We start from the raw sequence: 13,089 nt of genomic DNA, 5'->3' as shown, positions 1-13,089 counted from the left end.
GCCATGACGCGCATCGCCACGCTGCCCTCCGCCGTCGCCGCATGGCTGCTGGCGGGCGTGGTCCTCGCCTTGCCGACCGGCCCGGCACAGGCGCAGGAGCTCCTCACCGGCACGCTGGCCAAGGTGCGCGAGAGCGGCACCATCGCCATCGGCCACCGCGAGGCCTCGGTGCCTTTTTCGTACCTCAATGCGCGCAAGGAGCCGATCGGCTATTCCATCGAGCTGTGCCGCGCGCTCGTCACGGCCATCGAGGACACGGTCAACAAGAGTCTCACGATCAAGTGGGTGCCCGTCACCTCCGACTCGCGCATCGACGCGGTCATCAGCGGCCAGGTCGACCTCGAGTGCGGCTCCACCACCAGCAACCTCGAGCGCCAAAAGCGCGTGGCCTTCTCGCCGACGATGTTCGTCTCGGGCACCAAGGTGCTGGTGAAGAAGGGCGCGCCAATCCAGTCGTTCCGCGACCTGGCCGGCAAGAAGGTGGCCGTGACGGCGGGCACCACCAACGAGAAGACGCTGCGCGACCTGTCGCAGAAGTTCAAGCTCAACATCGAGTTGAAGGTGGCGCGCGACCACGCCGAGTCGTTCGCACTCGTGAAAGAAGGCCAGGCCGACGCCTTCGCCACCGACGACGTGCTGCTCTACGGCCTGATCGCCCGCGACGCCGCCAAGGCGCAGTACGAGGTGGTGGGCGACTTCCTCTCCTACGACCCGTACGCGGTCATGTACCGCAAGGGCGACCCGCAGCTGAACAAGGTGGTGGTCGACACCTTCCAGGTGCTGGCGGAAGACGGCGAGATCCACCGCCAGTACAAGCGCTGGTTCATGCGCAAGCTGCCTTCGGGGGAAAGCCTCAATTTGCCGATGAGCGCGCAGCTGGAAACGATCATCCAGACGATGGCAGTGAAGGCCGAATAGGCCGGCCGCGCCCTCAAAGCCCCCTGCCCCTGTAGCAACGTGCGACGAAGCAATCCGAGGCGCCCTTGCAGGATGCTCGTCCGACAACTCCATCGATAAGTGAATGAATGTGGTGTGGCCTTACAAGGCCACACCACGCTCCAGCATTCGCTCTCCCAACAGTCTAGACCCAATGTCATTAAGGTGCGCATCGTCTCTATAAATTAGAGTTTCATCGAGCATCGGACTGCACCTCTTCTCAGAGCAAATTATTAAATTAGGGTCAATAATTTTAATCTGCGGATAATGAGAAATTATTTCCTTCAAGTAATTTGGAGCATCCTCGCGAGGCCCCTCACAATCATCCGAAACAGCCGCCCCATACATTATTTTTCGAATGGAACAACTGCTCGCACGGTCAATCTTTTCATTACTCAAAACAAGAGTCAACTTGGCGCCAGTCCCCAAAATAATATCGATTGATGCACGAAGTTGATCACCCGCCTTTTCGTTCTTAGGCCAATTTCCCGCCAACACCACCCGAGAGTAGCGGTTTTTCGCAATATTTGCATAGACCATTTCATTGCGCCTAAGGCACTTCTCCCTGTACGACGGCTCTTTTTCGGTGTCGTAGCCCAGAATCGGCGGACACCCATCCATCGTGTAGTCCACAAGTGAAATTTCTTGCGCCCTCGCCATGACGTCAATCATTCCACTGAAATGATTGGCAAAAGAGTCTCCAACCAAAATTCCGTCGATTTTCGATTTTTCGCTACCAAGCCTGCATTTTTCATTTGGTAGCGTTGCGTACAAAGCCGTGGGAACGTGACACCCATTGCGCAGGATATTGGGCTTCGAGTCGACAGCGACCTCGAGGTCAACTACACGAGGATCAAAGCGCTGGGGAAATCCATTCGTGTACGCCATTGCCCCACCAATCGAAACAAGCGCCACCAACGGCACTATGAAGCGTTGGACGAACACCTTTGAAAACGACAGGTGAGTTCCGGTTCGTCGCATCGGCCTTTCCACAAATCGCCACGACAGCCAAGATATGAAAATGGACACGATCACCACGCAAGCACCAACCAAGGGACTGATGGTAACGTCGAGGTAATTGAGATAGGCGATGACCGGCCAGTGCCAAAGGTACAGAGAATAAGAGATGAGCCCGATGAAGACCATCGGTCGGTTTGTCAAAAGCGGGGTGTGCTGATGATGACCACTACCAGCCCAAATTACTAGGACGGCACCGAGGCATGGCCAAATTGCCGCAACCCCTGGAAACGGTGAAGTCTTGTCGATCAAAGCGAGTGATCCAACGATTAGCACGCCCCCCCAATCAAACTAAATTGCGAGTGCGCGCGTTTTTTTGGCCTCACATGCGCGATCAACAGACTCAACACCCCGCCCATCATCAGCTCAAAAAATCTCGTCGGCAACAAGTAATAGGACGCTGATGCAGCGAGATTAACCCCCATTTGCGACAGCACGACCGCGCCAACCACAAGAACGCTCAAAACAGCCAAAGCAAAGCGGCGAGTGATTTTGAAAAGCAAAAGCATGAGCAGTGGCCAGATCACATAGAACTGTTCCTCTACGCCCAGTGACCATGTGTGCAACAAAGGCGCTTCGGCGGAATTTGCCGCAAAATAATTTCCGTATTCACGCCAGAAAAAAATATTAGAAAGCCCAATCAACGCATAAACAGAGCTTTTGCCAAGTCGAATCAAATCGGCAGGAGACAATAAAATTGCCCCAACAACCACGACCCCAACAATCATTGCCGCCAGGGCAGGCACAATTCTATTGATTCTTCTTTTATAAAACCCAAAGAAAGAAAAGTTACCCTCATCGATTTCTCTCGAAATTTGCGAGGTAATCAGAAATCCAGAAATGACAAAAAAAATGTCAACACCAACAAAGCCACCAGGCAGTGCTGACGCACTCAGATGATTCAAGAAAACCGACAGGACAGCGATTGCACGCAATCCATCAATGTCAGGCCGATATTTTTCTTTATGCATGGATCTCATAGAATTCATTTCCAGCGGGAATCTCTCACTCAATAGCGGGAAATTCTAAGACCGCATTGCGACAACGGCATGTTGACGAACTGCGGACACCTACAAGTTCGAATGGGCTTGATGTTCTCACGTGATGACGACCGCAGCCATAAGGGACTTGGCGATCGCCAGAGAACGGAATAGAAGGCCGCTTTTTCGATGTCGGCCAGCAGCCGCATCGCGCGGTACACGCTCGACTTGCCGCTGCCGTTGGCGCCGGTGACCACCGTGAGGCGGCCCAGCGGCACCGTCAGCTGGCGCAGCGAGCGGTAGTTGGCGATGGCGAGCGCGGAGAGCACGCGCCGCTACGGCAAAGGCGTCAGGCGCCGGCCAGCGCGTCCGCGCGCGCCTGGGCGGCGGCGAAGTCGAGGTCGCCCGAGTAGATGGCGCGGCCGCAGATCACGCCCTCGACGCCTTCGGACTCGACCGCGCAGAGCTGGTCGATGTCGGCCATGTTCGACAGGCCCCCTGAGGCGATCACGGGGATGGTCAGCGCCTGCGCGAGCTTGACGGTGGCATCGATGTTGATGCCCGAGAGCATGCCGTCGCGGCCGATGTCGGTGTAGATGATCGATTCGACGCCGTAGTCCTCGAACTTCTTGCCCAGGTCGGCCACCTCGTGGCCCGTGAGCTTGCTCCAGCCATCGGTGGCGACCTTGCCGTCCTTGGCATCCAGGCCCACGATGATGTGGCCGCCGAAGGCGCTGCAGGCGTCCTTCAGGAAGCCGGGGTTCTTGACCGCGGCGGTGCCGATGATCACGTAACGCAGGCCGTCGTCGATGTAGCGCTCGATGGTGTCCAGGTCGCGGATGCCGCCGCCCAGCTGCACCGGGATGTCGTCGCCGACCTCCTTCAGGATCGCCTTGATCGCCGCGTGGTTCTGCGGCTTGCCGGCGAAGGCGCCATTCAGATCGACCAGGTGCAGCCGACGGGCGCCGGCCTCGACCCATTTGCGGGCCATGGCGGCGGGGTCTTCGCTGAAGATGGTGGACTGGTCCATGTCGCCCTGCTTGAGGCGAACGCAGTGGCCGTCTTTGAGATCAATGGCGGGAATGAGGAGCATGGAAGTGACGCGAGTGTGCGAAAGCCGGGCTGCGAACAGTGCGGCCCGGGCGGGAATATAAGGTCAGGGATTCCAGTGGAGGAAGTTGCGATACAGCTGCAGCCCATGGTCCGCACTCTTCTCCGGGTGGAACTGGGTGGCAAAAATGTTATCGCGTGCGATGGCCGCGGTAAAGCATGCCCCGTAATCGGCCTCGCCCACGCTGTGCCGGGCATCCGCCGGACACGCGTAGAAGCTGTGCACGAAATAGAAGTAGCTCTGGTCGGGAATGCCCGCCCACACCGCGTGCGGCTGGGCCTGGCGCACCTGGTTCCAGCCCATCTGCGGCACCTTGAAGCGGCTGCCGTCGGGCTGCAGGCGACCGGCCAGATCGAACTTGACGACCTCGCCCGGAATGAGCCCCAGGCCGTCGGTCGGGCCTTCGTCGCTGCGCGACAGCAGCATCTGCATGCCCACGCACACGCCGAAAAGCGGCTTGCTGGCCGCGGCTTCGAGCACCGACTCGAGCAGGCCCGAGTCGCGCAGCTCGCGCATGCAGTCGGGCATGGCGCCCTGCCCCGGCAGCACCACGCGGGTGGCCTGGCGCACCACGTCCGGGTCGGAGGTGACGAACACCTCCACGCCCACCTGGTCGGCCGCATGGCGCACGGCCTGCGACACGGAGTGCAGGTTGCCCATGCCGTAGTCGACGACCGCGACGGAATTCTTTGCTACAGATTTCATAGCTGTTCGCCGGGGAGTTTCAGAGCGAACCTTTGGTCGAGGGAATGACGCCCACGGAGCGCGGATCGAGTTCCAGCGCGCCGCGCATGGCGCGCGCAAAGGCCTTGAACACGGTCTCGCACTGGTGGTGCGCGTTCACGCCCTTCAGGTTGTCGATGTGCAGCGTGACGAAGGCGTGGTTCACGAAGCCCTGGAAGAACTCGTAGGTGAGCTGGCTGTCGAAGGTGCCGATCATGCCGCTGGTGAAGGGCACGTGCATCACGAGGCCCGGGCGGCCCGAGAAGTCGATGACGACGCGGCTCAATGCCTCGTCCAGCGGCACGTAGGCATGGCCGTAGCGACGAATGCCCTTCTTGTCGCCGATGGCCTTGGCCACGGCCTGGCCGAGCGTGATGCCCACGTCTTCCACCGTGTGGTGGCCGTCGATGTGCAGGTCGCCCTCGCAGTCGATGTCCAGGTCGATCAGCCCGTGGCGGGCGATCTGGTCGAGCATGTGATCGAAAAAGCCGATGCCCGTCGAGAGCTTGGCCTTGCCGGTGCCGTCGAGGTTGACGCTGACCGTGATCTTCGTCTCGGCGGTGTGGCGGGTGACCGTCGCGATGCGATCGGTGCTGCCCGGGGTCGTGGGGGTGGTCATAGTGAGGCTTCGAGCGCCGCCAGCATCTGCGCGTTCTCGTCGGCCGTTCCGACGGTGAGGCGCAGGCAGTTGGCGAGCAGTTCATGCATTTTAGAAACGTTCTTCACCAGCACCCCGCGGGCCTTCATGCCCTCGAAGGTACGGGTGGCATCGGGCACGCGCAGCAGGATCATGTTGGCGTCGCTGGGCCAGGTCTTCACGCCCGGCAGCCGGGCCAGCGCGGCCATGAGCTGGTCGCGCCCTTCGCGGATCTGGCGCGCCTGGGCTTCGAACACGGCCGCGTGCTCCAGCGCGAACAGCGCGGCCTCGCAGTTGAGCACGCTGATGTTGTAGGGCGGGCGCACCTTGTCGATCTCGGCGACCAGCGCGGCGGGGCCCATGAGGTAGCCCAGGCGGATGCCGGCCAGGCCGAACTTGCTCAGGGTGCGCATCAGCAGCACGTGGCGGTGGTTCGCGAGCCGGTCGATGTAGCTGCGGGCAGCGAAGGGCTGGTAGGCCTCGTCGATCACCACCAGGCCGCCCTGCGCGCCCTGGGCCTGCACGATCTTCTCGATGACGGCGTCGTCCCAGAGGTTGGCGGTCGGGTTGTTCGGGTAGGCGAGGTAGACGATGGCCGGCTTCTCGCGCGCGATGGCGGCCAGCATGGCGGCCTCGTCGAGCTCGAAATCGGCCGTCAGCGGCACGCCGACGAAGCGCAGACCCTGCAGCTGGGCGCTCATCGCGTACATGACGAAGCCGGGCACGGGCGCGAGCACGGCGGCGCCGGGCTGGTCGCAGGCGATGCCCAGCAGCGAGATCAGTTCGTCCGAGCCGTTGCCCAGCATCAGCCCGAAGCCTTCGGGCAGGCCCGCATGGGCGGCCAGCGCGCGCTGCAGGTCGGCGCCGCGGTCGCCGGGGTAGCGGTTGAGCGCCAGCGCCCCCAGGCGCGCGCCCAGTTCGGCCTGCAGCGCGAGCGGCAGGCCGTAGGGGTTCTCCATCGCGTCGAGCTTGAGGAAGCCGCGCGCGTCCTGCACCGCGTAGGCGTGCATGGCGCGCACGTCGGCGCGGATGCGGTCGAGCGGCAGGCGGGTGTCGGAAGCGGAAGAATCGGAAACGGTCATCGGGTGCAGCGGTAGCTGTTGCGGAGGGCGCCGGCCATGACCAGTTGCACGGGCATGTCGGCTTCGTAGCTGTCGGCGTTGCGGCTCAGCTCGGTCTGGTAGAGCGAGCGGGCCATCGAGGGTTCGAGGCGGCGGCCCTCGATGCAGAACGGCGGCACCTGGCCGTTGCGCTGCGACGACTCGACGCCCTCGCGCAGGCCTTCAAGCACGCCGACGAGGTAGTAGCTGGCGTAGGCCTTGCCGTCCTTCTCGTTGGCTTCGAGCGTGCGCAGCTCGCGGATGCTCATCGCCTGCGCGCCGGCGCCGATCGCACCGGCCGCCAGGGCGAGCAGCAGCGCTGGCAGGCACGGCAACAGCAGGACGGCGGCGCGTTGCATGGCCTCGCTGGCTTACTTGCGGTAGCGCGGCGGCGGCGCGTACGCGCCGTCGGCCGGGAAGGCGCTGGGCTGCGACGGCGAGGCGTCGCGGCGGGTGCGGCGCGGGGCGTTCGGCTCTTCGAGCTCGAACAGCGCGGCGCCGATCACGCCGATGTTGCGCAGGTCGCCGGCCTCGGTGTTCGCGGCGTAGGCACGGCCCGGCGTGGCGAAACGGAAGGCGGCCACTTCGCTCTGGCTCTTGCGGAAGCCCTCGATGTTGAGCGTCTGCTGCGGGCGCAGCACGTAGCCGCCGTTGCGCAGGCTGCCAGGCTTGCCATTGAGCACGTCCAGGCCGTCGACGGTGGCGATCACCTCGTAGCTGCGGTCGCTGAGGTTGCGAAAGCGCAGCGTGTAGCGCGCGCCTTCGACGCCGGCGAGGCGGAACATGTCATTGCCGCTTCGACGTGCGCGCTGCAACGGCAGCGGGCGGTCGTTCTCGTCGAGCACCGACCATTCGATGTCGCCCTGGGCCAGCTGCAGGTTGAGCCGGCGCTCGGGGTTGCTGCCCGCGTCGCGGCGCACGCTGGCCGCGTCGTTGTAGCCGATCGAGGCCACGTCGTCGGGCTGGTCGGACAGGCGCTTGGCGGCCACCGTGCGGGTCTTCGACTCGATGCCCTCGCCCCATTGCGTGCCGAGCTGCGCCGGTGCGGGTGCAGGCTTTGCAGCACTGGACGTGGCCGCCATCGCGGTCGTCTCGGCGCGGTTCTGCGGCATCTGGGTGCAGGCGGCCAGCAAGGCGGCACCGGCAACGAGGCCGGTGGCGAAACGGAAAAATCGCGAGCGATAGAGGCGTTGAATCATCTGGCGTGCTCCTCCCTGAAGCGGGGTTGTTGGAGCCTCAGATCTTACGCAGGCGCATGCGCGCGGCTTCGGCGTGCGCCTGCAGGCCCTCGCCTTCGGCCAGCGTGACCGCGATCGGGCCCAGCACCTGCGCGCCGGCCTCGCTCACCTCGATGAGGCTGGAGCGCTTCTGGAAGTCGTACACGCCCAGCGGGCTCGAGAAGCGCGCCGTGCCGCTCGTGGGCAGCACGTGGTTCGGGCCGGCGCAGTAGTCGCCCAGGCTCTCGCTGGTGAAGTTGCCCAGGAAGATCGCGCCGGCGTGGCGCAGCAGCGGCTCCCAGCGGTGCGGTTCGCTGCTGCTCACCTCGAGGTGTTCGGGGGCGATGCGGTTGCTGATCTCGCAAGCCTCTTCCATGCTCTTCGTGTGGATCAGCGCGCCGCGGCCGTTGAGCGAGGCGGCGATGATCTCGGCGCGCGGCATGGTCGGCAGCAGGCGGTCGATTTCTGCCTGCACGCGGTCGATGTAGGCGGCGTCGGGGCACAGCAGGATGCTCTGGGCCAGCTCGTCGTGCTCGGCCTGGCTGAACAGGTCCATGGCCACCCAGTCGGGCGGCGTGGAGCCGTCGGCCAGCACCAGGATCTCGCTCGGGCCCGCGATCATGTCGATGCCCACGGTGCCGAACACGCGGCGCTTGGCGGCGGCCACGTAGGCGTTGCCGGGGCCGGTGATCTTGTCGCAGGCCGGGATGGTGGCCGTGCCGTAGGCCAGCGCGGCCACAGCCTGCGCACCGCCGACGGTGAAGCCGCGCGTCACGCCGGCCACGTAGGCGGCAGCGAGTACGAGCTGGTTCTTCTCGCCCTTCGGCGTGGGCACGACCATGATGATTTCGCCCACACCGGCGACGTGCGCCGGAATGGCGTTCATCAGCACGCTCGACGGGTACGCGGCCTTGCCGCCCGGCACGTAGATGCCCACGCGGTCCAGTGGCGTGACCTTCTGGCCGAGCAGCGTGCCGTCGGCGTCGCGGTAGCTCCAGCTTTCGCCGGAGGCCTTCTTCTGCGCCTCGTGGTAGCTGCGCACGCGGCGCGCGGCGGCTTCGAGCGCGTCGCGCTGCGCGGCGGGGAGCCCCTCGAAGGCGGCCTTGAGTTCAGCCTGCGTCAGCTCCAGCTCGGGCAGCGTCTTCGCATCGAGCTTGTCGAAGCGGTTCGTGTATTCCAGCACCGCCTCATCGCCGCGCTTTTGCACGTCGGCCAGGATGTCGGCCACCACCTTCTCGATCGCCGCGTCCGCGTCCGCGGACCAATGCAGCCGCGCCTTGAATTCAGCGTCGAAGCTGGCTGAGTTCGTGGACAGTCGGGCGGGGGCTGCTTGCAGAGTCATGGGTTTGAGGTTCAGGCGGAGGGAATGGCGGACGCGAAGGCGTCGATGATGCGGCGGATGGGTTCGCGCTTGAGCTTGAGCGCGGCCTGGTTGACGACCAGCCGGGCGCTGATGTCCATGATGCGCTCCACCTCGACGAGGTGGTTGGCCTTGAGCGTGTTGCCGGTGGAGACCAGGTCGACGATGGCGTCGGCCAGGCCCGTGAGCGGCGCCAGCTCCATGCTGCCGTAGAGCTTGATCAGGTCGACGTGCACGCCCTTGCTGGCGAAGAAGTCGCGCGCCAGGCCCACGTACTTGGTGGCTACGCGCAGGCGCGAGCCCTGCTTCACGGCCGAGGCGTAGTCGTAGTCGGCGCGCACGGCCACGCTGAGGCGGCAGGCCGCGATGCGCAGGTCCAGCGGCTGGTACAGGCCCTGGTTGCCGTGCTCGAGCAGCACGTCCAGGCCGGTCACGCCCAGGTCGGCGCCGCCGTACTGCACGTAGGTGGGCACGTCGGAGGCACGCACCAGCACCACGCGCACGTCGGGGCGGGTGGTGTCGAGGATGAGCTTGCGCGATTTCTCGGGGTCTTCGGTGACCTCGATGCCGGCGGCGGCCAGCAGGGGCATCGTCTCTTCGAAGATGCGGCCTTTGGAAAGAGCCAAAGTGATCATGCGGCGGCTCCCGTCACGCGTTCAATGTCGGCACCGAGGCCGCGCAGTTTCGATTCCATGCGGTCGTAACCCCGGTCGAGGTGGTAGATGCGGTCGACCAGCGTCTCGCCCTCGGCCACAAGGCCGGCGATGACGAGGCTGGCGGAGGCGCGCAGGTCGGTGGCCATCACGGTGGCGCCCGAGAGCTGCTGCACGCCCTCGACCATCGCGACCTTGCCTTCGACGTGGATGCGCGCGCCCAGGCGCACCATCTCGTTCACGTGCATGAAGCGGTTCTCGAAGATGGTCTCGGTGACCATCGAGGCACCGCGCGCGATCACGTTCAGGGCCATGAACTGGGCCTGCATGTCGGTCGGGAAGCCGGGGTATTCGGTGGTGCTGAAGCTTTGCGCCTTCAGGTGGTCGTACGCGGGGCCCTGCGAGCCGATGCGAATGCCGTCGGGCTCGGTCACGACGGTGCAGCCGGCGTCGCGCAGCTTGTCGATCACGGCGTCGAGGTGGTCGCCGCGCGCGTGGCGCAGGAAGGCCTCGCCGCCGGTGGCCGCCACGGCGCACAGGAAGGTGCCGGCCTCGATGCGGTCGGCCACCACGGCGTGTTCGCAGCCGTGCAGCTTCTCGACGCCCTGGATGCGGATGTGGCTGGTGCCGTGGCCTTCGATCTTCGCGCCCATGCGGATCAGCATCTCGGCGAGGTCGACGATCTCGGGCTCCTGCGCGGCGTTCTCGAGCAGCGTCTCGCCCTCGGCCAGCGCGGCGGCCATGAGGAAGTTCTCGGTGCCGGTGACGGTGACCATGTCGGTCAGGATGCGCGCGCCCTTCAGCCGCGTGCGCCCTTCGGGCAGGCGCGCGACCATGTAGCCGTGCTCGACCACGATCTCAGCGCCCATCGCCTGCAGGCCCTTGATGTGCTGGTCGACCGGCCGCGAGCCGATGGCGCAGCCGCCCGGCAGCGACACCTTGGCGTGGCCGAAGCGCGCCAGCAGCGGGCCCAGTGCCAGCACCGAGGCGCGCATGGTCTTCACCAGTTCGTAGGGGGCCTCGGGGTTGCCGAGCTCGCCGGCGTTCAGGCGAACGGTGCCGTTGTCGTCGGCCTCGGCCGTCACGCCCATGTTGCGCACCAGCTTGAGCATGGTCGACACGTCCTGCAGGCGCGGCACGTTGTGCAGCACCACGGGCTGGTCGGTCAGCAGCGCTGCGCACAGCTCGGGCAGCGCGGCGTTCTTGGCGCCGGAAATGAGCACTTCGCCGCGAAGCTCACGCCCGCCGCGAATCAGAAGTTTGTCCATGAAGGATCCAGCGAAATCAGGAGGCCCGCAGGGGCCGGAAAGTCATTTGTCCACTGCCGCCCATTCGGCCGGCGTGTAGGTCTTCATCGAGAGCGCATGCACCTCGTCGGTGTGCATTTTCGCACCGAGGGTGGCGTAGACCCGCTGGTGGCGCTGGATGGCGCGCTTGCCCTCGAATTCGGCCGAGACGATGGTCGCGTACCAATGTCGGCCGTCGCCCTCGAGCGTGATGTGCTCGCACGGCAGATGGGCAGCGATGATGGCTTGGAGTTCGTCAGCGGTCATGGGGTCTTGGAAGGCGGGATCAGCCGCGGATTTTGTAGCCGATGCGCAGGAGGTGAACGGCAATCGCGCTCACCACCAGCCAGGCGGAACCGACGATGCCGAAGCTCAGCCAGGGCGACGCGTCGCTCACCCCGAAGAAGCCGTAGCGGAAGCCGTCGATCATGTAGAAGAAGGGATTCAGGTGGCTCACGCTCTGCCAGAACGGCGGCAGCGAGCCGATCGAATAGAACACGCCCGACAGGAAGGTCATGGGCATGATCAGGAAATTCTGGAACACGGCCATCTGGTCGAACTTCTCGGCCCAGAGCCCGGCGATGAGGCCGAGCGTGCCCAACATGGCCGAGCCCAGCAGCGCGAACACCAGGATCCACACCGGCGCCACGAAGCTCGGCACGGCGAAGAAAACGGTCACGGCGAACACGCCCACGCCCACCGCCAGCCCGCGGATCACCGAGGAGCCCACGTAGGCGAAGAACCAGCCCCAGTGCGACAGCGGCGTGAGCAGCACGAACACGAGGTTGCCCATGATCTTGCTCTGGATGATCGAGGACGAGCTGTTCGCGAACGCGTTCTGCAGCACGCTCATCATCACGAGGCCAGGGATCAGGAAAGCGGTGTAGCCCACGGTGCCGTAGACCGTCACGCGGCCTTCGAGCACATGGCCGAACACCATGAGGTACAGCAGCGCGGTGAGCACCGGCGCACCGACGGTCTGGAAGCCGACCTTCCAGAAGCGCAGCGTTTCCTTGTACAGAAGCGCGCGCCACCCCGTGACGGCCATCATCGCGACACCTCCAGCGGCGTCTGCTCGCCCGCCATCAGGTCGATGAACACGTCTTCCAGGTCGGCCTTGCGCATTTCCACGTCTTCCACCGCGACACCGGCTTCGCGGATCGCGGCCAGCAGTTGTTCGACTTCATGCGCGTTCTGCGCCGGCAGCTGCACGATGCGCCCGGTGATGCGCGCGTGCTGGGCGATGGCCCAGGGCAGCATGGCATCGGTCTTGAAGCGCAGCACATTGCTCGCGGCCGATTTCAGCAGCTCGCTGGTGCGATCCAGGGCGATCACCTTGCCGAGCTTGAGCATCGCGATGCGGCTGCACAGGGCTTCGGCTTCCTCGAGGTAATGGGTGGTGAGCAGCACGGTGCTGCCCTGCTTGTTGAGCTTGGCGACGAACTGCCAGAGCGTCTGGCGCAATTCGACGTCGACACCGGCCGTGGGCTCGTCGAGCACGATGACCGGCGGCTTGTGCACCAGCGCCTGCGCCACCAGCACGCGGCGCTTCATGCCGCCCGAGAGCTGGCGCATGTTGGCGGTGGCCTTGTCGGCCAGGCCCAGGCTCTGCAGCAGCTCGTCGATCCAGGCTTCGTTGTTCTTGATGCCGAAGTAGCCCGACTGGATGCGCAGCGACTCGCGCACGTTGAAGAAGGGGTCGAACACCAGCTCCTGCGGCACGATGCCGAGCTGGCGCCGGGCTTCGGCGTAGTCACGCTGCACGTCGAAGCCATGCACGCTGATCGCGCCCGCCGTGGGCCGCGACAGGCCCGCCAGCATGCTGATGAGGGTGGTCTTGCCCGCGCCGTTGGGGCCGAGCAGGCCGAAGAACTCGCCCGGCTCGATCTGGAAGGAAACCTCGTCGACCGCACGCAGCCCCTGCTTGCCTTGGGCGCGTTGCTGACGGGAGGGAGGGTAGGTCTTGGAGACCGACTGGAATGAGATCGCGGGCATGGGAGCCCGCGATTTTACGGGCGATGGGTTTTTCGGCGCTGCTCAGGGGTGAACGCGGGGAGCCGGCCGCGCTA

15 protein-coding genes and 1 pseudogene are annotated in these 13,089 nt (G+C 64.8%); 1 reads left to right on the top strand and 15 read right to left on the bottom strand.

Annotated elements, in window-relative coordinates:
- Nucleotides 1-3 precede the first annotated feature (3 nt).
- Nucleotides 4-918: an amino acid ABC transporter substrate-binding protein gene (locus AC1RL8_RS22425; RefSeq protein ID WP_492686165.1), complete on the top strand. Its 915-nt coding sequence runs from the start codon at nt 4-6 to the stop codon at nt 916-918.
- A 120-nt stretch (nt 919-1,038) separates the two neighbouring features.
- Here AC1RL8_RS22425 and AC1RL8_RS22420 read toward each other — a convergent pair whose 3' ends face one another.
- The 15 genes and pseudogenes from AC1RL8_RS22420 to AC1RL8_RS22350 all read right to left on the bottom strand — a co-directional run bounded on the left by AC1RL8_RS22420 (nt 1,039) and on the right by AC1RL8_RS22350 (nt 13,015).
- Nucleotides 1,039-2,205 carry an acyltransferase family protein gene (locus AC1RL8_RS22420; RefSeq protein ID WP_492686166.1) on the bottom strand — a complete coding sequence of 389 codons (1,167 nt, stop codon included), beginning with the start codon at nt 2,203-2,205 and terminating at the stop codon, nt 1,039-1,041.
- Between the two features lie 17 nt (nt 2,206-2,222).
- A complete protein-coding gene (locus AC1RL8_RS22415) occupies nt 2,223-2,933 on the bottom strand; it encodes an acyltransferase family protein (RefSeq protein WP_492686167.1) in 711 nt (236 codons plus the stop codon).
- A gap of 137 nt (nt 2,934-3,070) precedes the next feature.
- Nucleotides 3,071-3,262 (bottom strand): annotated as a pseudogene (locus tag AC1RL8_RS22410) (AAA family ATPase); the annotation flags it as partial.
- Between the two features lie 20 nt (nt 3,263-3,282).
- Nucleotides 3,283-4,026, bottom strand: coding sequence for a 1-(5-phosphoribosyl)-5-[(5-phosphoribosylamino)methylideneamino]imidazole-4-carboxamide isomerase (hisA, locus tag AC1RL8_RS22405; RefSeq protein ID WP_492686168.1), 744 nt, complete (start codon nt 4,024-4,026; stop codon nt 3,283-3,285).
- A 63-nt stretch (nt 4,027-4,089) separates the two neighbouring features.
- Nucleotides 4,090-4,749 carry an imidazole glycerol phosphate synthase subunit HisH gene (gene hisH, locus AC1RL8_RS22400; RefSeq protein WP_062471685.1) on the bottom strand — a complete coding sequence of 220 codons (660 nt, stop codon included), beginning with the start codon at nt 4,747-4,749 and terminating at the stop codon, nt 4,090-4,092.
- Nucleotides 4,750-4,768: 19 nt separating this feature from the next.
- On the bottom strand, nt 4,769-5,386 hold the full coding sequence (gene hisB, locus AC1RL8_RS22395) for an imidazoleglycerol-phosphate dehydratase HisB (protein ID WP_062471688.1): 618 nt from the start codon (nt 5,384-5,386) through the stop codon (nt 4,769-4,771).
- Nucleotides 5,383-6,486: a histidinol-phosphate transaminase gene (hisC, locus tag AC1RL8_RS22390; RefSeq protein ID WP_492686169.1), complete on the bottom strand. Its 1,104-nt coding sequence runs from the start codon at nt 6,484-6,486 to the stop codon at nt 5,383-5,385. The genes hisB and hisC overlap by 4 nt, the downstream gene beginning before the upstream one ends.
- Nucleotides 6,483-6,863 (bottom strand): hypothetical protein, encoded by a 381-nt coding sequence (locus AC1RL8_RS22385; RefSeq protein WP_492686170.1) that lies wholly within the window; start codon nt 6,861-6,863, stop codon nt 6,483-6,485. The genes hisC and AC1RL8_RS22385 overlap by 4 nt, the downstream gene beginning before the upstream one ends.
- Before the next feature lie 12 nt (nt 6,864-6,875).
- Entirely contained in the window at nt 6,876-7,703 is an 828-nt protein-coding gene (locus AC1RL8_RS22380) for a hypothetical protein (protein WP_492686171.1), read from the bottom strand.
- A gap of 37 nt (nt 7,704-7,740) precedes the next feature.
- Nucleotides 7,741-9,063, bottom strand: coding sequence for a histidinol dehydrogenase (hisD, locus tag AC1RL8_RS22375; protein ID WP_307584240.1), 1,323 nt, complete (start codon nt 9,061-9,063; stop codon nt 7,741-7,743).
- Nucleotides 9,064-9,074: 11 nt separating this feature from the next.
- Nucleotides 9,075-9,716: an ATP phosphoribosyltransferase gene (gene hisG, locus AC1RL8_RS22370; protein ID WP_062471702.1), complete on the bottom strand. Its 642-nt coding sequence runs from the start codon at nt 9,714-9,716 to the stop codon at nt 9,075-9,077.
- The gene (murA, locus tag AC1RL8_RS22365; RefSeq protein ID WP_062471705.1) at nt 9,713-11,002 is read right to left on the bottom strand and encodes a UDP-N-acetylglucosamine 1-carboxyvinyltransferase; all 1,290 of its coding nucleotides are present in this window, start codon (nt 11,000-11,002) and stop codon (nt 9,713-9,715) included. The genes hisG and murA overlap by 4 nt, the downstream gene beginning before the upstream one ends.
- Nucleotides 11,003-11,044: 42 nt before the next feature.
- Nucleotides 11,045-11,287: a BolA family protein gene (locus AC1RL8_RS22360; protein ID WP_062471708.1), complete on the bottom strand. Its 243-nt coding sequence runs from the start codon at nt 11,285-11,287 to the stop codon at nt 11,045-11,047.
- A gap of 19 nt (nt 11,288-11,306) precedes the next feature.
- On the bottom strand, nt 11,307-12,071 hold the full coding sequence (locus AC1RL8_RS22355; protein ID WP_070059933.1) for an ABC transporter permease: 765 nt from the start codon (nt 12,069-12,071) through the stop codon (nt 11,307-11,309).
- The gene (locus AC1RL8_RS22350; RefSeq protein ID WP_070059934.1) at nt 12,068-13,015 is read right to left on the bottom strand and encodes an ABC transporter ATP-binding protein; all 948 of its coding nucleotides are present in this window, start codon (nt 13,013-13,015) and stop codon (nt 12,068-12,070) included. Before AC1RL8_RS22350 ends, AC1RL8_RS22355 begins: the two co-directional genes overlap by 4 nt.
- Between the last annotated feature and the right edge of the window lie 74 nt (nt 13,016-13,089).

It is taken from the genome of Variovorax sp. GW822-FHT04E09 (genome assembly GCF_058800845.1).
The sequence above is the reverse complement of the archived record's forward strand: the minus strand, read 5'-3'. Positions and strand labels throughout refer to the sequence as shown.